This is a genomic window from Mycolicibacterium komossense (assembly GCF_025822605.1).
In the GTDB taxonomy this organism is placed as follows: domain Bacteria; phylum Actinomycetota; class Actinomycetes; order Mycobacteriales; family Mycobacteriaceae; genus Mycobacterium; species Mycobacterium komossense.
Genome location: NZ_JACKTY010000049.1, coordinates 273,629 through 294,713, shown reverse-complemented (window position 1 = coordinate 294,713; position 21,085 = coordinate 273,629). Strand labels below are relative to the sequence as shown.

The window sequence follows — 21,085 nt, the reverse complement described above, 5'->3', positions numbered from 1 at the left end:
ATCTCACTCTCTGCCGGCGAGTGCCGCGAAATCCAGCACCGCCTTTTCCAGTACGAACGCCTCGGCATGCGGGGCACGGCACTGCACACCGCGCAGCCGCGACAGGCCGAGGAAGGACATCTCGTCGAACCAGTCCCTGGCGATCTGACTCGGATAGTGCTTGTGCAGCAACCGGACCTTTTCCTCGGCGATCAGCGTGTCCAGTGGCTGATAGACCGTCGGCGTCGGGGTATCTGTTTCCCATTTCAGGATCTCGTAACCCAGGGTCAACTGGTCACGGAACTCGGTCGGCACCAGTTCGGCAAGCAGCCGATGATCCTGGTGTGCATCACGGCGTTGGGTGCAGAACACCACCTGCGGGTCGCACGACCGGTGAAAGTCGGCCAGCGCGTTCTTGATCCGGTCCCAGTGCGCCGGAGCCCGGCCGTCAGGCACGTCGTGCAGCGTCAGCCGCACCGCCGCGCCGGGGCAGAAGGCCTGCAGCGCAGCACGTTCCTCGGCTTCCCGCTCGGTACCGGCGCCGGACAGCACCAACGCGTGCACCCGCAGACCAGGATTCGCCCGGGCGAGTGTCAGCAGGGTGCCGCCCATGCCGATCGCGATGTCGTCGCAATGCGCTCCGAGGACGGCGATTTCGCTGACCGGCCCCGCGTGCAGCCCGATCACCGGGATGGCGTTGCTGCCGCCGCGAGCGGAGCCGGCGGCGATTCGGGATCCGCTTTCTCCCACAGCATCCACGGCCGGTCGCCCCGCAGATAGCCGGCCTCCAGCTCGGCACGTTCCTTGAAGGTGTCTGCCGGCTTCCAGAAACCCACGTGTTTGTATCCGTAGAGCCTGTCCTCGCTGGCCAGCTTGCCGCACACGTCCTCGACCAGATCGCAGTTCTCGGTGAGCAGCTCCAGCACGTCGGCAGAGAGCACGAAGAACCCGCCGTTCTCCCAGATCGGCAGTTGGGCAACCGGAGTGATCCCGGTGACCGAGCCGGCGTCGTTGACCTCGACGCAGTGGAACGACGACTGCGGCGGGACGATCATCATCGACGCGGCGGCACCTGCGGCTTTCACCTCGTCGATCATGTCGTTGAGCGGTGCGTCGGTCAGCACGTCGGCGTAGTTGGCCAGGAAGTAGTCATCGCCCTCGACGAATTGGCGGACACGCCGCAACCTTTCGCCGATCGCCGATTCCGGTCCGGTGTCGACGAACGTGATGGACCAGTCGCTGATGTCGGACTGGATCAATTCGACCTGGCCGTCGCGGATAATGAAATCGTTGGAGATCGCCTCCTGGTAGGTCAGGAAGTAGTTCTTGATGTGCGCGGCGCCGTAGCCCAGGCACAGGATGAAATCCTTGTGCCCGAAGTGCGCGTAGTAGCGCATCACATGCCAGATCAGTGGACGCGGACCGACCATCTGCATCGGCTTGGGAATCATGTCCTCCGAACCGTTGCGCATCCGCATGCCGTAGCCCCCGCAGAACAAGACGACCTTCATTCCCCAACCTCCACTTTTTCCTGCGCCCGACTGCCGGCGTTACCTCCGAAATGCAAAGTGGGCAGCGGATATACGAGTTGCGCACCCCACTCGGCGGTGTACGCAAGCTGCTCGGTGATCTCGGCCTCAAGGTTCCACGGCAAGACGACGATCACGTCCGGGCGGTCCTTGTCGATCCGCTCGACGGGATGGATCGGGATGCGGGTGCCCGGCGTGAAGCGGCCGTGTTTGTACGGGTTGCGGTCGACCGTGTACTCCAGCAGATCGGCCCGAATACCACAGTAGTTCAGCAGGGTGTTGCCCTTACCGGGCGCGCCGTAGCCGACGACCCGTTGCCCGGCGGCGTGCGCATCCAGCAGGAAACGCAGCAGTTCATGACGCACGGCCTCGGCCCGGGGCCGCAGCGCGACATAACCGGTCACGTCGTGCAGACCAGCCTCTTGTTCGGTGCGCAGCACCTCGGCGACCCGCCCGGTCGGGGTGCCGATCCCGTCGGGCCTGGCCCAGATCCGGATCGAGCCGCCGTGGGTGTCGAGAGTCTCCACATCGACTATCGCCAGGCCGGCGGTCTGCAACGCCGCCGCGGCCGAGCGCACCGTGTAGTACTGGAAATGTTCGTGGTAGATAGTGTCGAACTGGCCGAGCTGCACCAGGTTGAGGGCGTGGTGCACTTCGATGGACAGCCAGCCATCGTCGGCCAGCAGTATCCGCAGGGCCTTGGTGAAGCCGAGCAGATCCGGGATGTGCGCGTAGACGTTGTTGGCGACGACAAGGTCGGCCGGACCGTGCTCGGCGCGCACCGCCGTTGCTGTGGCTTCGTCGAGGAACGCCGTCACGGTCGGAACCCCGCGGGCGACAGCCGCCGCACCGACATTCACGGATGGCTCGATCCCCAGGCAGCGCACGCCGGCGTCCAGCACGTGCTGCAGCAGGTAACCGTCATTGCTGGCAGCCTCGATGACAAAGGAGTTCGCGGCCAGGCCCAGCCGCTCGACCGCCCCGGCGACGAACCGCTGGGCGTGGTCGACCCAACTGTCGGAGTAGGACGAGAAGTAGGCGTACTCGGTGAAGGTGTCCTCGGGCGTGATCAGCGCGGGAATCTGCAGCAACAGACAGTTCTCGCACAGCCGAAGATGCAATGGGTATGTTTGTTCCGGCTGGTCCAGGTCGTTTTCGGCGAGGAACTTCTCGCACGGCGGCGTGGCGCCCAGGTCCAGGACACTGACCAGACGATCCGATTCACACAGACGGCACTGCACGGCTTGTTCTTCACTTCTCTCGACACTCGGCCCCCGCTGATATGCCAGACAAAGACCCGATCGAAGAGCATCGCGCGTTCGTCAGAAATGCCAGCTTAGCAATGTTCTGGCAAATTGCACATTGGTAGCTAGAACCAAAGCATCGTCCGAGAAGTGAAGAGCTGTCAGCCTTCGAGTTTGTAGCCAAGCCCCCGGACAGTCACCAGGTGCACCGGATTGGCCGGGTCGGCCTCGATCTTCGACCGCAGGCGCTTGACGTGGACGTCGAGGGTCTTGGTGTCACCGACGTAGTCCGCCCCCCAGACGCGGTCGATCAACTGGCCGCGGGTCAGTACCCGGCCACTGTTGCGCATCAGGTACTCCAGCAAGTCGAACTCCTTGAGCGGCAACGTGATCGGCTCGCCGTTGACGCTGACCACGTGCCGCTCGACATCCATGCGGACGGGTCCGGCCTCCAATACACCGTCACCGATACCGCTGTCGTCGGCATCGCCACCGCGGCGCAACACCGCCCGGATCCTGGCGATCAACTCCCGCGCGGAGTACGGCTTGGTGACGTAATCGTCGGCCCCGAGTTCCAGGCCGACGACCTTGTCGATTTCACTGTCACGCGCAGTGACCATGATCACTGGTACCGACGACCGCGAACGTAGCTGTTTGCAGACATCGGTACCGGTCATGCCGGGCAGCATCAGGTCGAGCAGCACGATATCGGCGCCAGCCCGGTCGAACTCCGCGAGCGCACTGGGCCCGTCGCCCACAACGGTGGCCTCGAAACCCTCTTTGCGCAGCAGAAACGCCAGCGGGTCGGCCAGCGACTCCTCATCTTCCACGATCAACACACTGGTCACTTAGAAGTTCCTCTCATCGTCCGACTCCACGTCGGTCTCCAGGTAGGCCGGGATCGACAGGGTGAATGTCGACCCGGTGCCCGGCTGACTCCACAGCCGGATTGATCCGTTGTGATTGGCGGCGACATGTTTGACGATCGCCAATCCGAGCCCGGTGCCGCCGGTCGCGCGCGAGCGCGCCTTATCGACCCGGAAAAATCGTTCGAAGACCCGCTCCTGATCCGCGCGGGCGATACCGATCCCCCGATCGGTCACGGCGATCTCGATGTTGTCCGCGCGGCGGCGCTTGCTGATCGACACCGTCGAACCATGCGGCGAATAGGCGATGGCGTTCGACACCAGGTTGGCGAGCGCAGTCACCAGCAGCGCCTGGTCCCCCAGCACCCGAAAGCCGCTCGGAGCGTCGGTGGCAACTTCGATATCGGCGTTGTCCGCGGCCACTTTATAACGCGAAATTGCCTCGGCGACAACGGTATCCACGTCAACAGAGTCAAGGTCGGGGAGCCGCTCGGCGCCCTGGAGCCGAGACAGCTCGATCAGCTCGCCGACCATATTGCCCAGTCGCCTGGACTCGGCCAGCACCTTGGTTCCGAACCGGCGCACCATCTCCGGATCGTCGACCGATTCCAGCAGCGCCTCGGCGAGGACCCCCATCGCCCCGACGGGCGTCTTGAGCTCGTGGCTGACGTTGGCAACAAAGTCCCTGCGGGTCGCCTCCATCCGGGCGTGCTCGGACTGGTCGTCGACGTAGACCACCGCGAACCGGCTGTCCTCCTCGGTCAGCAGTCGGACGTGGCCGCGGACGGACAACCCCTCGCGCCCCGCCGTCGCGCGTTTGCGCGGTGACAGGTCCACCTCGCCGTCCTCGCCGGTGGCAAGGGTGCGCTGAGCGGCCAACCAAGCCCGGTCGTCGAGTAACCGGTCATGCACCAGACCGAGTTCTTTGGCCCGGTCGTTGATGTAGACGACGTCGCGATAGGTGTCAACGACCACGATGCCCACCGGCGACAGCGACACAATGTGGGCCAGCATCTGCGAGACCGTGATCCCCGCCTGCTCGGCGGCGGCGCGCTGCCTGCGCGCTTCCAGGTGCCGCGATAGCCAGACGCCGACGCCGATCCCCACCGAGACCGCCACCAGGGCGACAATCCCGGCCAGCACCAGCGCCGACATCACACTCACGCGAAAAGCGTACGCATTGAGTGAACGTCATCCCAGCAGCGTGCGGCCAAAACGGGACAAGTCACAGACTCACATGCAGGAGTTCGGGCGCCGTTCACCTGGGTTCACCCGGTGTTCGCCCCGGGCTTGCCGGATGCGGCTTATTTAGCACCCTGACTCGCAACCGCGGCGGCGCCTGCCGCCGCGGCCTCGGGATCCAAATAGGTGCCACCGGCGATCCGCGGGTTCAAATTCTCGTCGAGGTCGTACCGCAACGGGATGCCGGTCGGGATGTTCAACCCGACGACGTCGTCGTCGGACATTCCGTCGAGGTGTTTGACCAGCGCCCGCAGCGAGTTGCCGTGCGCCACCATCAGCACCGTCTTGCCCGCCTGGAGGTCGGGCACGATCGTCTCGGTGAAATAGGGCACGAACCGGGCCACCACATCGGCCAGGCATTCGGTGAGCGGGCCCCCGCCGATGTCGGCGTAGCGAGGGTCGGCATCCTGGCTGAACTCACTGCCCTTCTCGATGGGTGGCGGCGGGGTGTCGTAGCTGCGGCGCCACTTCATGAACTGCTCTTCGCCGTATTTGGCTTTGGTCTCGGCCTTGTCCAGGCCCTGCAGCGCGCCGTAGTGCCGCTCGTTGAGCCGCCAGTCGCGCGTGACCGGGATCCACAGCCGATCGGCGGCGTCGAGAGCGAGGTGCGCGGTGGTGATGGCGCGCCGCAACAGCGAGGTGTAGAGCACATCGGGCAGGACACCCTGTTCGGCCATCAGCGTGCCGCCGCGGACGGCTTCGGCCCGGCCTTTGTCGGTGAGGTTGACATCCACCCAGCCGGTGAACAGGTTCAGCGCATTCCATTCACTCTCGCCGTGGCGGAGCAGAATCAGGGTGGAGTCAGCCATGGAGAAATCCTCTCACGGAGTCACGAGGGCGTCAGTCGAGATCGGATCCGGGTATCAGATGCTCGAAGGCCGCGAGATTCTTCAACGACTCGCCGCGCGACACCCGCCATGCCCACTCTTTCTGGATGGACGAGCGAAAACCCAACTCCAACAACGTGTTGAAGTCCGCATCGACGGCTTCGAGCACCTGCCCGAGCACCCGGTCGATTTCGTCGGGGGTCACCGAGTCCAATGCCATCCGGCCGACCAGGTAGATGTCGCCGAGGTTGTCCAGTGTGTAGGCCACCCCGTAGAGCCTGCGGTTGCGTTTGAGCAGGAAGCGGTAGACGCCTTCGAAGTTCTCGTCGGGCCGACGGCAGACGAACGCCTCCACCCGCACCGAGTGCTCCCCGATGCTCAGGATGGTGTTCGTCTTGAGCTTGCGTTCGCCGGGCAGTTCGACGATCAGGCCGGGCAGGCCGCCGTGCGCACCCTCGTGCCGGGTGTAGACCAGGTCGCTCTCGTCCAGCGAAGCCTCGATCTGCTGTTGCAGCGCGGTGACGCTCATGCCCGCACACCCCGGCGCCGACTCCACCGTCGGCCGGTCCGGCGGGCGGAAACCTCCCGCGCAGGCTCTCGCTGATGGGTGCGACGGTAGTCGTCGATCGCCCGTTCGTAGGCCGTCAGCAGGGCATCGACGGTGTGGTCCCAGGAGAACGTCGCCGCATGCTCGATCGCGGCCCGGCCCATCGCCGCGAAGGTGTCGGGATCCGTCGTGAACAGTCGGTCGATCTCGGCGGCCCAGCGGTCCGGATCGTGTCCGTCGACCAGTGCGCCGGTCACGCCGTCACGGACGGCGACGGGCAACCCCCCGACGGCGGCCGCCACGACCGGCGTGCCGCAGGCCTGCGCTTCCACCGCCACCAGGCCGAACGATTCGGAGTAACTCGGCACGGCGACCAGGTCGGCGGCGCGGTAGACGTCGACGAGCTGTTCGCGCGACTGCGGCGGTAAGAAGATCACCCGATCGGCCATACCCAGTTCATCGGCGAGCCGAACCAGCGTGTCCGGTGCGGCCAGGCCGCTGCCGGACGGACCGCCGGCGATCAGCACGCGCACGCCGGGAAGTTTGGCCGCCGCCCGAAGTAGCACGTCGGGCGCTTTCAGCGGCTGGATGCGGCCGACGAACGCGACCGTCGGGGTGTCGCCCGCGATGCCCAGCACCGCCCGCGCGGCCTGCTTGTCACCGGGGGTGAAAGTCTGCAGATCGACACCGGGATGCACCACGTCGATCCGGGACGGGTCCGCGTTGTGTAGCGAAACCAGTTGGTGTGCTTCGTCTTCGGTGTTCACGATGAGCCGGTCCGCTTCGTCGACCACCTGCTGTTCGCCGACCGCGCGCAGCGGTGGCTCCGGGGCGTCACCGTCAGCCAGGGCGGCGTTCTTGACGGCGGCCAGGGTGTGGGCGGTGTGCACCAGCGGCACTGCCCAGCGGTCGCGGGCCAACCAGCCGACCTGGCCGGACAACCAGTAATGCGAATGGACGATGTCGTAGTAGCCGGGCTCGTGGTTGGCCTCGGCCCGTAACACCCCGGCGGTGAAGGCGCACAGCTGCGTCGGCAGATCGTATTTGACGAGCCCCTCGAACGGGCCGGCCACCACATTGCGCACCAGCACACCGGGGGCCACCCGCACGACGGGTGGATCCGCCGATGACGTGGCCCTGGTGAAGATCTCGACCTCGACTCCGCGGCGGGCCATGTGTAGCGCGCTCTGCAGGACGTAGACGTTCATTCCACCGGCGTCGCCGGTTCCTGGTTGCGCCAACGGCGAGGTATGGACCGACAACACGGCTACACGCACACCTCAATACTTACACTGTGTGCTTTCGCGGCTCACGTTGCCGCCGGACGCACCCGCTCAGGCGGTGGCTTCGGAGCGGGTGGCGCGGCGCATCGCCGACAGCGGGTCGGCGTACAGACCGCCCAGCGAGACGATGCCCGCGCCCGCTTCCTGGACCCGATTACCGAATGCGGTGATTCGGATATCGCGCGCGGGCAGTTCGCAGCGCCGCTCGAAGGCGGCCTGCACGAGCTCCATGCCCTCGGGGTACTCGGTGAACGCCTGACCCCCGACCACCAGGTCGTCCGGGTTGAGCAGATCCCGCAGCAGGGCAACGGCCTCACCAAGCACACGGGCCCGCTCGGCGAGCAGGTCACGGGCGCGAACGTCGCCGGCCCTGGCGGCGCGCAACACGGTGGTCACGGTCGCGCCGGAACTGTCATTAGGGATGATGTTGAGCCGGCGCGCGGCTGCCAGCACCGCCTCGTCACTCACCGTGGACTCCAATCGTCCTGAGCCGCCGAGCAATTCCGATGCCGCGGGCAGGTTGGCGATGGTGCCGGGCCCGCTGACGGGGCTGTGTACCCGGCCACCGATGACCAGGGCGTACCCCACGGTTTCCCGGGCGTAGACGTAAAGACTGCTGCCTGGCGAGTTGGAGTTGGAAGAGAGCGCGAATCGGCGCATACCGAGCAGCAACTCGGCGCCGGCCATGGCGTCGACGTGGGCCGCCACCGAAACCGGCAGCCCGAGCGTCTCCGCCAGCACCGGGCCGACCGGGGCCTGCGTCCAGCCCAGACGGTTGTGGTCGACGTAGCCGGTGCCTCCGTCGACCGCGCCGCCGAGCGCCACCCCGACCCACAGCGCGCGGCGCCGGTGCCAGCGGCTCAGGTAGCGCTGGGCGCTGCCGGCCAGCGAGGCCAGGGCGGGGCCCTGCGGGCCGCGCGGGGTCGGGGTCTCGACCACGTCGAGGGTGCGGCCGAACAGGTCGGCGGCCACGATGCTGGTGGTCCTGGCACCGATGTGCACGCCGAGGGTCAGAAACGGCTCGTGGTTGACCTCGACGGGGACCCGGGGGCGACCGATGGCACCAGAGACGGCCAGGTCAGCGCGTTCCCGAAGCAGACCGGCGTCGAGAAGAGCGGTGACCTGCCGGTTGACGGTGGCGATGGACAGCGAGGTGACCTGGGCGATCACATCGCGGGCGATGGGCCCACGCAGTCGCGCGGCGGCGAAGACACTGGCCGCGGCGCCGTCACCTATGCGCAGCGACGGGGCGACGATGTGGCGGCCGCGGCGGCCGGACTGTCCGCCGGCGGGCCGGGCGGTCGAGCGCGGCTTGGTGGTGGACTTCGCCGACAGGGCTGTCCGGGTGGAGGTGGAGGAAATTGTGGGAGTGCTCACGATGGATGTCCTTCGAAGTCGGGATGGTGGGACCGGGCCACACCGAGCGACTTGGAGGATGAATTCGCAAGCGACGTCAGGCGCGGCAGAAGCCGGGACAACAACACAGTCCCGTGCGCGCACTCATGACATCCGTCAACACAGTGGAGAACTTAGCACGGTTACTAAGGTTGACTCCATGACGACTTCTCAATCGGAAAACCGGGTGGCAGTGGTGACGGGCGCGAGCGCCGGCATCGGGGAGGCGACAGCGAGAACCCTTGCCGCCCTTGGCTTTCACGTGGTCGCGGTGGCGCGCCGGGCTGACCGCATCGAGGCGCTGGCAGACGAGATCGGCGGCACCGCGATTGTGGCAGACGTCACAGACGATGCGGCGGTGGCCAATTTGGCGACGGCGCTGGACAGCATCGCCGGGACAGTTTCGGTGCTGATCAACAATGCCGGCGGGGCCAAAGGACTCGAACCGGTGGCCGACGCCGACCTGGAGAACTGGCGCTGGATGTGGGAGACCAACGTCCTGGGCACCTTGCGGGTCACCCGCGCTCTGCTGCCGAAGCTGGTCGACTCCGGGGACGGCCTGATCGTCACGGTCACCTCCATCGCGGCTTTCGAAACCTACGACGGCGGCTCCGGCTATACCGCCGCCAAGCACGCCCAGGGGGCCCTGCACCGGACGCTACGCGGCGAGCTGCTCGGAAAACCCGTGCGGCTCACCGAGATTGCGCCGGGCGCAGTCGAGACGGAGTTTTCGTTGGTGCGGTTCGCCGGCGACCAGAAGCGGGCCGATTCGGTGTACGCCGGGATCACTCCGCTGGTCGCCCAGGATGTCGCCGACGTCATCGGCTTCGTCGCGGCCAGGCCATCACACGTCAACGTGGACCAGATCGTGATCCGGCCGCGCGATCAGGCGCCCAACGGCCGGTTCAACCGCCGGGCGCAGTAGGAATCGACGTCGCGGCGCCGGTGGAGGTCGGTGCCGTGGCGGAAGTGCTGGTGGTCGTCGTCGGCGTCCCCGAGTAAGTCGGGGCGTCGGTCGGCGTCGCCGGAGCCGTACTCGGGATGTTCGACGGCGCTTTCTCCGCCGACAATGCTGACATCGAAGTCCACTCATCCCAGGGCACGGCCCAGTCCCAAATGTCGCCGTCGGCGTAGGACAGGTCGATCGAGGTGCCGGTGACTTCCACCGGATCGCCGTACAGGGCGCTGTTGTAGTACTCCTGCGCGTTCTCGGTCGACAGGTTGATACAGCCGTTGGTCACGTTGCTGCTGCCCTGTGCACCCGCACTCGAGGGGTTGGCGTGGATGAACTCGCCGTTGTTGGAGATCCGGACGGCATACCGCTCGTGCGCGTTGGTGTAGCCGGCCGCAGGGTTGGACATGTAGAAGTCTTCGTACTTCTCCGTCACCACGTGGATCCCGCTGCGGGTGATGTTGCGTGGCAGGTCCGCCTCGCCGTAGCTGCACGGGAAGTCCATGATGACGCCCGCGTCGGTGATCACCTGGATGCGGTGACTGGAAGCCTCGGCCTTCACCACCTGCCTGCGGCCGATCGTGATGTCGAGCGTCGAGTCCGCAGCGCCGAACGCGCCATCCCCGAACGGCACTCCGTAAAGCTTGGAGTCGACGTGCACCGTGGTGCCCGCCGGGTAGTAGTCCTTGGTCCGCCAGTGCACCCGGGACCCGCCGACCTCGTCGGGCAGCCACGCCCAACCACCCTCGACGGGCGGGTTGGTGGTGACTTTCAGTGCGCGTTCGACGGTGGCTTTGTCACTGATGGAGGCGTCGAACTGCAGGATGATGGGTGCCGCGACGCCGACGGTCTGCCCGTCCGACAGCTGGAACTGACCGTTGACGGTGGCGACCGGCGCAACGGTGCTGAAACCGCCGGTGACGGGCACAGCCTTGCCGTCCTGCCCCACCACGGAGCCGGCCCACGTATAGCTGACGCCGAAACCGAGCGGCTCGGACGTGCTGAAGCTGGTGCGGTCCGGGTTCAGCACACCCGCCACGACCTTGCCGTCCGGGTTGGACAGCGCGATGTGCTGGAACCAGCCGTCGGTCACTTCGACGCGCACGGGCGCCGTCGGGACCACATCGGTGGCCGCGTTGGCGGGGGTGAGCTTCACCGACGGGGCGGGTGGCGGAGGCGGCGGCTCGTTGGTCAATTTGCTCTTCACCTGCGAACAGGCGGCGAGCGCACCGGGGGCGGCCAGACCCAATGCCAGCACACCCAGCGCCCTGCGCCGGGTGACCGGCGACACGGCGGAAGCGTCATGGGCAGGTCTCACGTATACCCAAGATACGGAACGCGCGGCCGGGCGCTAAATCCTGACGGTCAGATCACACAGCCGACCAGCACCGGTTCCGGCGTCAGCACGATGCCGAACGCGTCGCGAACACCGTCGCGCACCCGTCGCGCCAACCCGATGACATCGGCGCTGGTGGCCGTCCCACGGTTGGTCAGTGCCAACGCGTGTCTGGTGGACAGGCGGGCGGGTGCCCCTTCGCCGGGGAAGCCTTTTCCGAAGCCGGCGTGCTCCACCAACCAGCCTGCGGCCAGCTTCACCTGGGTGCCGGCGGGATAGTGCGGCACCGGACCGGCCGTCCGGGCGGCCAGGTCGGCGTAGACCTGTGGGGACACCACCGGATTGGTGAAGAAGGAGCCGACGCTCCAGGTGTCGTGGTCGGGCGGGTCGAGCACCATCGCCTTGTGGCGACGCAGCGCGAGCACCGCCTCGCGCACCGCGACGGCCTCGGCCCGGTCCCCCGGCCGAGCCTCGAGTGCGGCGGTCAGCTCGCCGTAGCGCAGCGGCGCGCTGCGCCCGGAGTCGTCGAGAGCGAATTCGACCTCGAGAGCGATCGCGTCGCCGGAATGCTTGAGGACGCTGGTCCGGTAGCCGAACTCGAGCGCCGGTCCCGGCACCCAGCGCACCTCACCGGTCCGCCGGTCGAGCAGCCGGACCCGGCTGATGGTGTCCGCCACCTCGGCGCCGTACGCCCCGACGTTCTGCACGGGCGTGGCCCCGGCCGAACCGGGGATACCGGACAGGCATTCCAGGCCACCCAGCCCGGCGGCCAGCGATGCGCTCACCACGTCGTCCCACACTGCGCCGGCCTCAGCGCGAATCACGTTGCCGTCCACCGTGATTCCCGGGCTGGCCAGTCGCACCACCGTCAGATCGGCCAGGTCGTCGGCGAGCACCACATTCGAGCCACCCGCCAGGATCAGGGGTCGTCCACCCACGGCGTCGAGTTCGCACACGGCGGCGACGATCTGTTCGGTGCTCACACAGGTGATCACCCGCTGTGCCACCGGTCCGACCCGCAGCGACGTCAACGGCGCCAGCGGCACCTCTTCGGTCACCGCCGCGCCCGCGAATTGCGAACCGGCCACGGCCGGTAACGGTAGCCTGGCCAGCTATGCCGAGATCATTCGACATCTCCGTGGACTACGACGGCAGCGTCGAGCACGTCCACCGCGCGTTCGAAGACAAGCAGTACTGGCTGGCCAGGCTTGCCGATTCCGGTGTCGATGACGCGTCACTCGATTCGCTGGAACTCGACCCGGATGGCGGGGTCACCGTCGCCACCACCCAGGTGCTCCGCAGCGACCGCCTGCCGGCCGTCGTCGTGCAGTTCCACAAGGGTGACCTGCGCATCGAGCGCCGCGAGAGCTGGCGCCCGGTTCGCGACGGGCAGGCCTCGGCGACCGTGGCCGGCGCGATCACGGCGGCGCCGGTCTCGCTCACGGGTGCGGCCACCCTGAAGACGAGCGCCGGCGGCGCCGGTGCGAGGCTGGATTTTCATGTCACCGTCGAGGTCCGGATCCCGCTCGTGGGCGGCAAGATCGAGAGTCTGATCGGCAAGCAACTCGTCGACCTGGTGGTCGCCGAACAACGATTCACGACGAAGTGGATCGCCGAGAACTCCTGATACGACAGTAAAGTCACCGGTCATGGGCCGCCGTATGGACTACACCATCGCCTTCGACGCCCCTGCCGAGAAGATCTACCGGGATCTGACGAGCCGCCCGTACTGGGAGGCGCTCACCGACGTCTACCTCGCGCTGACTCCGCAGGCCGAGGTCGCGGACTTCGCTTCCGCAGAATCCGGCACCGATATCGTGATCAAGCTTTTCCTGCCGCGCTCGGAGTTGCCGCCGATGGCGCGTGCGGTGCTGCCCGTCGACCTGGTGATCACCCGCGTCCAACACTTCGATCCGTTCGACACCGCCGCCAACCAGGCGACCGGCACCTACCGGGCCACCGTGCCGGCCGGACCGGGACACCTGGACGGCCGCTACTTCTTGACCGAGGCCGACGGCGGCGACCGCAGCCAGCTGCGCCTAGCCAGCGAATGCAAGGTGCACCTCCCGCTGGTCGGAGGCACTCTCGAGCAGTTGATCCTGTCGAATATCACCACGATGTTCGACGCCGAAGAAGCCTTCACCGCCGACTGGATCACCGACCATCACTAGTCCTTCAGATCCGCTGCGCCCGCAGGGGTCACCGCGACGCCCGGTGGGGTCCATCACCCGCGGCACGACGGGGCACAACCGGCTCCGCCGCTGCGATCGGTGGCTGGTGCATTCACCCCGGATACGCGAGCTGCTGGAATCGACCGCGCACCCGCTTGTCGTCGACCTCGGCTACGGCGCGTTGCCGGTGACGACGCTGGAACTGGCCACGCGGTTGCGCACCGTGCGCCTCGACCTGCACGTCGTCGGCCTGGAGATCGACCCGCAGCGGGTGGCAGCGGCGCGATCCGCCGTGCTGCCGCCGCGCGTCGAATTCGCCAGGGGCGGGTTCGAGCTGGCCGGCTTGCGGCCGGTGCTGGTCCGGGCGTTCAACGTGCTGCGCCAGTATCCGGCCGAGGCGGTGCCGCAGGCCTGGTCGACCATGCAGGCCGCACTGGCCCCCGACGGTCTGATCGTCGACGGCACCTGTGACGAGCTGGGACGCCGGTGCTGCTGGGTGCTGCTGGACCGCACCGGACCGGTCAGTTTGACGCTGGCCTGCGACCCACATCAGATCGAGCGCCCGTCGGACCTGGCCGAGCGACTGCCCAAGGTCCTCATCCACCACAACGTGGCGGGCCAACCCATCTACGAGTTGCTCAGTGCCGCCGACCGCGCCTGGGCCGCAGCGGCCGGCCACGGGGTATTCGGCCCCCGGGTGCGGTGGCGGGCGATGCTGGCGGGACTGGGTGAGGCCGGCTTCACGGTGGAATACCCCCGCCGCCGGCTGCGGGACGCGGTGCTGACCGTCCCGTGGTCGACGGTGGCGCCCTAGGCTGGCGGTATGCGGATTGCCCTTGCGCAGCTGATGTCCGGTACCGAGCCCGCGGCCAACCTGCGCCTCGTCGAGGATTACACCCGAAAGGCCGCCGACCAGGGCGCTGCCCTGGTGGTGTTCCCGGAGGCCACGATGTGCCGGTTCGGCACATCGCTGGCCCCGATCGCCGAGCCGCTGGACGGGCCGTGGGCCGACGGAGTGCGCGCCGCTGCTGCCCGGGCCGGGGTCACGGTCGTCGCGGGCATGTTCTGCCCGGCCGGGGACGGCCGGGTCACCAACACCCTGATCGCGGCAGGCCCCGACACGGACGCGTCATACGACAAGATCCACCTCTACGACGCGTTCGGGTTCACCGAGTCTCGCACTGTCGCCCCCGGCCACAATCCGGTCGTGATCACGGTCGAGGGCGTCGGCGTCGGCCTCACCACCTGCTACGACGTCCGGTTCCCTGAGCTGTACGTCGAACTGGCTCGCCTCGGGGCCACGCTGATCACCGTGAGCGCATCCTGGGGTTCGGGGCCGGGCAAGCTCGAGCAGTGGACGCTGCTGACCAGGGCCAGGGCGATCGACACCGCCGGCTTCGTTGCCGCGGTCGGTCAGGCCTATCCCGGCGACGAGGTCGCCGCACTCGGCCCGACCGGGGTCGGCGGCAGCGTGGTGGCGTCGCCGTTCGGCGATGTCGTCGCCTCCGCGGGCGCGGATCCGCAGCTGTTGCTCTGCGATATCGACGTCGATTCGGTGGAGAAAGCGCGGGAGACGCTCGGGGTGCTCCGCAACCGCTCAGAGCTCGCTCAGGCTGATAGGGCAGAATCGCGCGAGTGACGCAACCGCCACAGGGTCCCTCCTATCCCGGTGGGCAGGACGACCCCTCCGGGTGGTCGCGCCCTACCCCGCCGACCGAGCGCATCCCTGCCCAGCAGCCTCCTGTAGCCCCGACCGAACGAATTCCGAGTCAGGGCCAGCGTCCCGAGCAGCCCACGCAGCACTTTCCGCGCGCGGGCAGCCCGATGGACAACCCGACCGTTCAGTACCCGTCGGCTCAGCAGCCGCCGGTTCAGCAGCCGCCGGTTGCGCCCTACCCGGAAGAGCCCGCCGAGCCGGGCGGGCGGCTGCGCCGGTTCATCACCGATCCGCTGTCGATCGTGCTGATCCTGGTGATCGTGGTCGCGCTCGTCGCGGCCGGCCTCCTCGGCGGGGAGCTCTACGCGCGGCACCGCGCCGACTCCGTGGTCGCCTCCGCCGTCGAGTGCGTCGTGCAGGACAACGCCACCGTGTCGTTCGGTGTGACACCGCCGTTCCTCTGGCAGCACGTCACCGGGCACTACACCAACATCTCGGTCGAGACCGCGGGCAACCAGATTCGCGAAGCCAAAGGGATGAAGGTCAATCTTCAGATCGACGACGTTCGACTGCAGAAGACCGCGGACTCCAACGGCACGATCGGCTCATTGCAGGCCGTCATCAACTGGACCTCCGATGGCATCAAAAACACTGTGCAGAGCGCTATTCCGCTGTTCGGCGGCATCGTGTCGAGTGTGAAGACCAATCCAGGCGACGGCACGATCCAGTTGGAGGGCATGCTCGGCAGCGTGACCGCCAAGCCGCAGGTCGTCGACAACGGATTGGGCCTACAGGTCCTCAGCGTCACCGGTCTGGGTTTGACGCTGCCGAGCGAGACGGTCCAACCCGCGTTGGACGCGTTCACCTCGCAGCTGACGAAGAATTACCCGCTGGGGATCCACGCCGACAGCGTGCAGGTCACGGATTCTGGTGTGACAGCCCAGTTCTCGACGCAGAACGCCGCCATCCCGGCCGGCCAGCAGGACCCCTGCTTCGCCGGGGTGTAGTTACTAGCCCAAGCCCTCGAGCACGGCCCGTGTCCCGGACAGACCGAGGCGGGTCGCGCCGGCGTCGAGCATCGCGACCGCATCGGCGGCGGTGCGGATACCACCACTGGCCTTGACCCCGAGGCCCGGACCGACGGTGTCGGCCATCAGGGCGACCGCGGTCACCGAGGCCCCGCCGGCCGGATGAAAGCCCGTCGACGTCTTCACGAAATCGGCTCCGGCGTCGGCGGCCGCCCGGCAGACCGTGACGACCGTCTGCGGGTCGGCCAAGCTCAGCAACGCAGCCGATTCGATGATGACCTTGAGGACGACTCCGGGTATCGCCCCCCGCACAGCGGCGATGTCGAGGTGTACCGAGGCGAAGTCCCGGGCGAGCGCGGCACCGATGTCGATGACCATGTCGATCTCCGTTGCGCCTGCCTCGACCGCCAGCGCGGCCTCCTGCGCCTTCACCGCCGACTGGTGCTTACCGGACGGAAATCCGGCGACTGCGGCAACCGCCAGCCCGACAGGGCGCAGCGACGCCGCCGCGGCGACCAGCGAGGGCGAGACGCAGACCGCGTAGACACCGAGGTCGGCCGCTTCATCGACCAGGGTGGCGATGTCGGTGGTCATCGCTTCAGGTTTGAGGAGCGTGTGATCGACCAGGGCGGCGACGCTCTCCCGCGTCCAGGTGGTGCTGCTCACTCGACTCCCACTAGAACGGCTCTTCGGTACCGCCGGGGTTGCACCCGGCGTTGATCATCGCGTCTGGGCTGACGACCGGACGCCACGGTTCCAGGTTCCAGCTGACCTTGCCGGGCTGGCCCAGCTCGGCCAGTTGCCAGTGGCAGATGAACTGTTCACGCATGCCGGGCTGATCGGCGTCCGGCGAATCGGCCAGGACCTCCGTCCACGCCTCGTCACCGTTGGCTTTGGTGCCGATCACGCCACTGGCTTGCCGGCCTGTGGGGGTCGGGTACACCCGAAGGCTCGACAGATCGCCCCAGTGCACCCACTCGGTGTGATCGATGAACGGCGGGGCATACACCTGATCGGCTTGGGCCTGGCTGCTCAGCGGCACCGCCAGCGCCACGGAGAACGGCACCGCAAGCGCAGCGGTCAATAGACGTCGCATGCGCTCAGCGCGACTTTCCCTGAATCTCAAGAAGTTTCGGCCGAACATCGACCAGGTAGACGCCTGAGGCGACCGCGGCGATGGCCACCCCGGTGATGCCGAGGACCAGCGCCACCAGGATGCCGGCACCGAGGATGATCAGCCAGACCGGTTTGGTCAGCTTCTCTGCCGCGGTGTAGGCGTCCGGCCGTTGGAGCGCCGCATGCACCAGCGCGTAGAGCGCCATGATCAGGACGGCGGCCTGAACGAAGAAAAGGACGGTACCCACAAGCTGGTTCACACCAGCAAGCCTAGGCGGGTACCGTCCTGGACGTCGAGCTCACCCGGTGCCGATGGCGGCCGGGCGGGCCTGACATTACTTCTGCGTGACCTTCTTGGCCGGCGCCTTCTTGACCGGAGCCTTGGCAACCGGGGCCTTGGCCGGAGCGGCCTTCTTGGCCGGGGCCTTCTTTACGGGGGCCTTCTTGGCGGCGCGCTCGACGGCGATTTCGGCGTCGAGCACCGCCTCGTCGACCCTGCCGGGGAATTCCACACCGACCAGCTTGGCGGCCCGCTCCCCGACTGCGCGGGTCTGCGTGGCGACGGTACCCAGGGCGTCCTGGGTCAGCTCGACGGCCTGGTCGACGTAGCCCTCGGCGCGCTCGGCGGCCTCTTCCAGAGCCGGCTGGTTGCGCAGGCGCTCGAGCGCGGCCTCGCCACGCTCGATCAGCTTGCCGTAGGTGCTCTGCGCCTGCTCGGCGTAGCCTTCGGCAACCTTGCGCAGCTCTTCGGCGGTCAGCTTCTCGCGGAGCTCACCGATCTCCTTGGGCAGGTCTTCCTGCAGCTTGGTGATGCGGCCGCGAGTCTCGTCGACGGCGGTGGTGAGCTTGGCACGACGCTCGTCGGCCCGGGCGGTCGCCTCCGTGCGGGCTTCCTCGGCGCGCTCACGCAGCGTGGCAACGATTTCGTTGACGGTGGCCAGGGCCAGGTCGGCAGCACCGACAGCGGCAAGCAGTGGGGCCTTCAGTTCTTCGATGGTCGGGTTCTCGGCCATGGTGATCTTCCTTTCGACAGTTACAGACGTTTTGGGTGGTCAGGAGACTTCGTTAGTGATCAGTCGTCATTGATCAGGCGTGGTCTCCTCTGGTGGCACTTCGCCGGCGGTGACCGCCGTCAGTTCGCTGGTCATCTCGGAGGCAGCCTCGTTCTGCTGGAGAAACGAGGCGTAGATGTCGAGCAGCACCTGCTTCTGCCGCTCAGTGATCGCCGTGTCTGTGACGACGGCGTCCCGCACCTGGTTGGCCTCGCCGGGTTCGAGCATCCCGGCTTGCACGTAGAGCACTTCCGCCGAAACACGCAACGCTTTGGCGATTTGGTTGAGCACCTCGGCTGACGGTTTCCGCAATCCGCGCTCGATCTGGCTGAGGTACGGATTACTCACCCCGGCGTTGGTGGCCAACTGCCGGATCGAAACCTGCGCCGCCTCCCGCTGAGCCTTGATGAAACTGCCGATATCGGACGCGGCATGGGTCACCACAGCGGCAAGATTTTCTTCCTGCGGCATGGGTTTCCCTCTCGGCGGGTCGGGTAACCAACTCCGGTGAGTCGCTGGTTATCCGGCATGTCAAACACTGACAAATCCCACCGTACGGGACGGTGCTAACTTTTGCAAGCACTTGTTAGCGCAGGTCAGAATATGATTTGCACCACAGAGTAGATCACCAAGCCGGCCAGCGCGCCCACCACAGTGCCGTTGATCCTGATGAACTGAAGGTCTCGTCCGACATGCAATTCGATGCGCCGGCTGGCCTCGTCGGCATCCCAGCGCTCGATGGTCTCGGTGATGATCGCCGTGATCTCCACGCCGTACTGCGACACCAGATGCTGCGCCGCGCGCACGATCCAGTTGTCGACCTTGTCCCGCAATTCGACGTCGTCACGCAGCGATTCACCGATGAGCACAACGGAATCCGCAACGCGCGTCCGCAGCGCGCTCGACGGATCGTCGACACCCTCCAGGATCAGACGTTTGATGGTGCGCCACGCGGTGGCCGCGGCGTGGTTCACCTCATCGCGCGCCATCAGCTGGGCCTTGACCGTCTCGGCTTTGGCGATCGTCGCCGCATCATGTTGCAGATCGTCGGCGAATTCGAAGAGGAAGCGTGTCGCGGACTGGCGCAGCTCGTGGTTGGGGTCGCGACGCACCTTATCGGTGAAGTCCATCAGTTCCCGGTGGATCCGGTCGCCCACCAGCTGGTCGACGAAGCGCGGGGACCAACTGGGCGAATCCCGCGAGATGACGCGCTCGATCGTTTCGCCCGCGTTCAGCGACCACTCGAAGGCGCGGTCACACAGCAGCTGGATCAACGCCTCCTGCCGATGCTCGGCAAGCATCGTCGCAAGCACCCGGCCCACCGGCGGACCCCACTGCGGTTCCGCGATGCGCCGCACGATCATCTTGTCGATGACCTGCTGGACATCCTCGTCGCGCAGAAGCTCCACCAGCACCCGCAGCACAGTGGCCGTCTCCGCCGCGACGCGCTCGGCGTGCGCACGATCCGAGAGCCATTTACCCAGCCGGCCCGCGACTTCCGCCTCCCGCAGCTTCGTCTCGATAACCGCAGGAGCGAGGAAATTCTCGCGGACGAAGGTGCCGAGGCCCTCCCCCAGCTGATCCTTCTTGCGCTTGATGATCGCCGTGTGCGGGATCGGGATGCCCAGCGGATGTTTGAACAGTGCGGTCACCGCGAACCAGTCGGCGAGCGCACCCACCATCCCCGCCTCCGCGGCGGCCCGGACATAGCCCACCCACGGGGCGGCCCCGCGCGATTGCGCCCACGCGCAGGCCAAGAAGATCACCGTCGCGCCGAGCAGGAAACTGAGCGCCACCAGCTTCATCCGGCGCAGTGCGCGCAGGCGCTGCTCATCGGCCTTGGGGTCGACACCGGCGAAGGACTCCGCGAACGATCCGCGGGTCATCGCCGCTCCAGCCAGCAGCGCGGACAGATCCGAACCGTTGCCAGGTCCGCCCGGGCCTCCCGATTGGGGGGCAGGCAAATTTGCTCGTGGCGCCACTCCAACATCATCCGCTATCGCAGGCGCGGCCCTCTTCCTGCGCAACACCGAGGTGCAACCAGTTACTGTGACCCCCTTTTCGAGGCGGCGCGGAGCCGCCGTCTTCGCCGAGTGCCGGTTCGGGTCGTACTATTGAGTCCAACTAGTGAATGGAAATGGCGACAGTGGCCCAGACCCAGCCCGGAACCGTCAAAATCGACGGACGTAAACGGCGTTGGCATCAGCACAAGGTGGATCGTCGCAACGAGCTCGTCGACGGCACCCTCGAAGCGATCCGCACCCGTGGTCGTGACGTCAGCATGGACGAGATAGCTGCGGAGATCGGTGTCTCGAAGACCGTGCTGTACCGCTATTTCGTCGACAAGAACGACCTCACGACCGCAGTCATGATGCGCTTCGCGCAGACCACGCTGATCCCCAATATGGCCGCCGCACTGTCTGCGAAATCCGATGGTTTCGAACTGACCCGCGAGATCATCCGCGTGTACGTGGAGACCGTTGCGGCGGAGCCCGAAATCTACCCATTTGTCTTCGCAAACAGCTCGGCAGGCAAACAAAAGGTGGTTGCCGATTCCGAGCGGATCATCGCCGGGATGCTGGCGGTGGTGCTGCGTCGGCGCATGCACGAAGCGGGGATGGACACCAAAGGCGTCGAGCCCTGGGCATACCTGATCGTCGGCGGCGTGCAGTTGGCCACCCACTCGTGGATGTCCCATCGCCGGATGAGCTCGGACGAGCTGATCGACTATCTGACGATGCTGTCCTGGAGCGCATTACGCGGGATCGTCGAAGTGGGCGGTTCGCTGGAGACGTTCATCAACCAGCCGCATCCGTCGCCGGTCGTGCCGCCAATGCTGGACTGAACGGGCACTGCGGCGG

Annotated in this window: 24 protein-coding genes; 7 read left to right on the top strand and 17 right to left on the bottom strand. The window is 67.0% G+C overall.

Annotated elements, in window-relative coordinates:
- Positions 1 to 3: 3 nt before the first annotated feature.
- The 9 genes from H7J73_RS30460 to H7J73_RS30420 form a co-directional block, all read right to left on the bottom strand.
- Positions 4 to 666: a PIG-L deacetylase family protein gene (locus H7J73_RS30460; RefSeq protein WP_264071545.1), complete on the bottom strand. Its 663-nt coding sequence runs from the start codon at positions 664 to 666 to the stop codon at positions 4 to 6.
- The gene (locus H7J73_RS30455) at positions 663 to 1,490 is read right to left on the bottom strand and encodes a sugar phosphate nucleotidyltransferase (RefSeq protein ID WP_264071544.1); all 828 of its coding nucleotides are present in this window, start codon (positions 1,488 to 1,490) and stop codon (positions 663 to 665) included. Before H7J73_RS30455 ends, H7J73_RS30460 begins: the two co-directional genes overlap by 4 nt.
- Complete coding sequence (locus tag H7J73_RS30450) at positions 1,487 to 2,749, bottom strand: class I SAM-dependent methyltransferase (RefSeq protein WP_264071543.1); 1,263 nt, start codon at positions 2,747 to 2,749, stop codon at positions 1,487 to 1,489. The genes H7J73_RS30455 and H7J73_RS30450 overlap by 4 nt, the downstream gene beginning before the upstream one ends.
- Before the next feature lie 164 nt (positions 2,750 to 2,913).
- Positions 2,914 to 3,600, bottom strand: coding sequence for a two-component sensory transduction protein RegX (regX, locus tag H7J73_RS30445; RefSeq protein ID WP_264071542.1), 687 nt, complete (start codon positions 3,598 to 3,600; stop codon positions 2,914 to 2,916).
- On the bottom strand, positions 3,601 to 4,782 hold the full coding sequence (locus tag H7J73_RS30440; RefSeq protein WP_264071541.1) for a sensor histidine kinase: 1,182 nt from the start codon (positions 4,780 to 4,782) through the stop codon (positions 3,601 to 3,603).
- Positions 4,783 to 4,922: 140 nt separating this feature from the next.
- On the bottom strand, positions 4,923 to 5,669 hold the full coding sequence (locus H7J73_RS30435; RefSeq protein WP_264071540.1) for a phosphoglyceromutase: 747 nt from the start codon (positions 5,667 to 5,669) through the stop codon (positions 4,923 to 4,925).
- Between the two features lie 31 nt (positions 5,670 to 5,700).
- Complete coding sequence (locus tag H7J73_RS30430; RefSeq protein WP_264071539.1) at positions 5,701 to 6,216, bottom strand: type III secretion system chaperone family protein; 516 nt, start codon at positions 6,214 to 6,216, stop codon at positions 5,701 to 5,703.
- Positions 6,213 to 7,511, bottom strand: a complete 1,299-nt coding sequence (gene mshA, locus H7J73_RS30425; protein WP_264071538.1) for a D-inositol-3-phosphate glycosyltransferase — start codon at positions 7,509 to 7,511, stop codon at positions 6,213 to 6,215. Before mshA ends, H7J73_RS30430 begins: the two co-directional genes overlap by 4 nt.
- A gap of 57 nt (positions 7,512 to 7,568) precedes the next feature.
- Entirely contained in the window at positions 7,569 to 8,894 is a 1,326-nt protein-coding gene (locus H7J73_RS30420) for an ROK family protein (RefSeq protein ID WP_264071537.1), read from the bottom strand.
- 178 nt (positions 8,895 to 9,072) lie between these two features.
- On the opposite strand from H7J73_RS30420, the gene H7J73_RS30415 reads away from it, so the two are divergent.
- Positions 9,073 to 9,837: an SDR family NAD(P)-dependent oxidoreductase gene (locus tag H7J73_RS30415; protein WP_264071536.1), complete on the top strand. Its 765-nt coding sequence runs from the start codon at positions 9,073 to 9,075 to the stop codon at positions 9,835 to 9,837.
- Here H7J73_RS30415 and H7J73_RS30410 read toward each other — a convergent pair.
- The gene (locus tag H7J73_RS30410; protein WP_264071535.1) at positions 9,818 to 11,182 is read right to left on the bottom strand and encodes a L,D-transpeptidase; all 1,365 of its coding nucleotides are present in this window, start codon (positions 11,180 to 11,182) and stop codon (positions 9,818 to 9,820) included. The genes H7J73_RS30415 and H7J73_RS30410 overlap by 20 nt on opposite strands.
- Before the next feature lie 47 nt (positions 11,183 to 11,229).
- Positions 11,230 to 12,288 carry a UDP-N-acetylmuramate dehydrogenase gene (locus tag H7J73_RS30405; protein ID WP_264071534.1) on the bottom strand — a complete coding sequence of 353 codons (1,059 nt, stop codon included), beginning with the start codon at positions 12,286 to 12,288 and terminating at the stop codon, positions 11,230 to 11,232.
- 26 nt (positions 12,289 to 12,314) lie between these two features.
- Here H7J73_RS30405 and H7J73_RS30400 point away from each other — a divergent pair, with 26 nt between their 5' ends.
- The 5 genes from H7J73_RS30400 (at position 12,315) to H7J73_RS30380 (ending at position 16,035) form a co-directional block, all read left to right on the top strand.
- A complete protein-coding gene (locus H7J73_RS30400) occupies positions 12,315 to 12,827 on the top strand; it encodes a DUF2505 domain-containing protein (RefSeq protein WP_264071533.1) in 513 nt (170 codons plus the stop codon).
- 22 nt (positions 12,828 to 12,849) lie between these two features.
- Positions 12,850 to 13,371, top strand: a complete 522-nt coding sequence (locus H7J73_RS30395; protein ID WP_264071532.1) for a DUF2505 domain-containing protein — start codon at positions 12,850 to 12,852, stop codon at positions 13,369 to 13,371.
- A 43-nt stretch (positions 13,372 to 13,414) separates the two neighbouring features.
- Complete coding sequence (locus H7J73_RS30390; protein ID WP_264071531.1) at positions 13,415 to 14,185, top strand: class I SAM-dependent methyltransferase; 771 nt, start codon at positions 13,415 to 13,417, stop codon at positions 14,183 to 14,185.
- Between the two features lie 9 nt (positions 14,186 to 14,194).
- Positions 14,195 to 15,010, top strand: coding sequence for a carbon-nitrogen hydrolase family protein (locus H7J73_RS30385; RefSeq protein ID WP_264071530.1), 816 nt, complete (start codon positions 14,195 to 14,197; stop codon positions 15,008 to 15,010).
- 185 nt (positions 15,011 to 15,195) lie between these two features.
- Positions 15,196 to 16,035 carry an LmeA family phospholipid-binding protein gene (locus tag H7J73_RS30380; protein ID WP_276031969.1) on the top strand — a complete coding sequence of 280 codons (840 nt, stop codon included), beginning with the start codon at positions 15,196 to 15,198 and terminating at the stop codon, positions 16,033 to 16,035.
- Between the two features lie 3 nt (positions 16,036 to 16,038).
- Here H7J73_RS30380 and deoC read toward each other — a convergent pair whose 3' ends face one another.
- The 6 genes from deoC to H7J73_RS30350 form a co-directional block, all read right to left on the bottom strand.
- A complete protein-coding gene (gene deoC / locus H7J73_RS30375; protein WP_264071529.1) occupies positions 16,039 to 16,722 on the bottom strand; it encodes a deoxyribose-phosphate aldolase in 684 nt (227 codons plus the stop codon).
- A gap of 10 nt (positions 16,723 to 16,732) precedes the next feature.
- Positions 16,733 to 17,152, bottom strand: coding sequence for a DUF2599 domain-containing protein (locus H7J73_RS30370; protein WP_264071528.1), 420 nt, complete (start codon positions 17,150 to 17,152; stop codon positions 16,733 to 16,735).
- Positions 17,153 to 17,156: 4 nt separating this feature from the next.
- On the bottom strand, positions 17,157 to 17,432 hold the full coding sequence (locus tag H7J73_RS30365; protein ID WP_264071527.1) for a DUF2516 family protein: 276 nt from the start codon (positions 17,430 to 17,432) through the stop codon (positions 17,157 to 17,159).
- A gap of 75 nt (positions 17,433 to 17,507) precedes the next feature.
- Entirely contained in the window at positions 17,508 to 18,185 is a 678-nt protein-coding gene (locus tag H7J73_RS30360; protein ID WP_264071526.1) for a heparin-binding hemagglutinin, read from the bottom strand.
- A gap of 66 nt (positions 18,186 to 18,251) precedes the next feature.
- Entirely contained in the window at positions 18,252 to 18,695 is a 444-nt protein-coding gene (locus H7J73_RS30355) for a helix-turn-helix domain-containing protein (protein ID WP_264071525.1), read from the bottom strand.
- Between the two features lie 125 nt (positions 18,696 to 18,820).
- Positions 18,821 to 20,110, bottom strand: coding sequence for a DUF445 domain-containing protein (locus H7J73_RS30350; protein ID WP_435405604.1), 1,290 nt, complete (start codon positions 20,108 to 20,110; stop codon positions 18,821 to 18,823).
- Between the two features lie 251 nt (positions 20,111 to 20,361).
- Here H7J73_RS30350 and H7J73_RS30345 point away from each other — a divergent pair, with 251 nt between their 5' ends.
- A complete protein-coding gene (locus H7J73_RS30345; protein ID WP_276031920.1) occupies positions 20,362 to 21,069 on the top strand; it encodes a TetR/AcrR family transcriptional regulator in 708 nt (235 codons plus the stop codon).
- Positions 21,070 to 21,085: the final 16 nt, after the last annotated feature.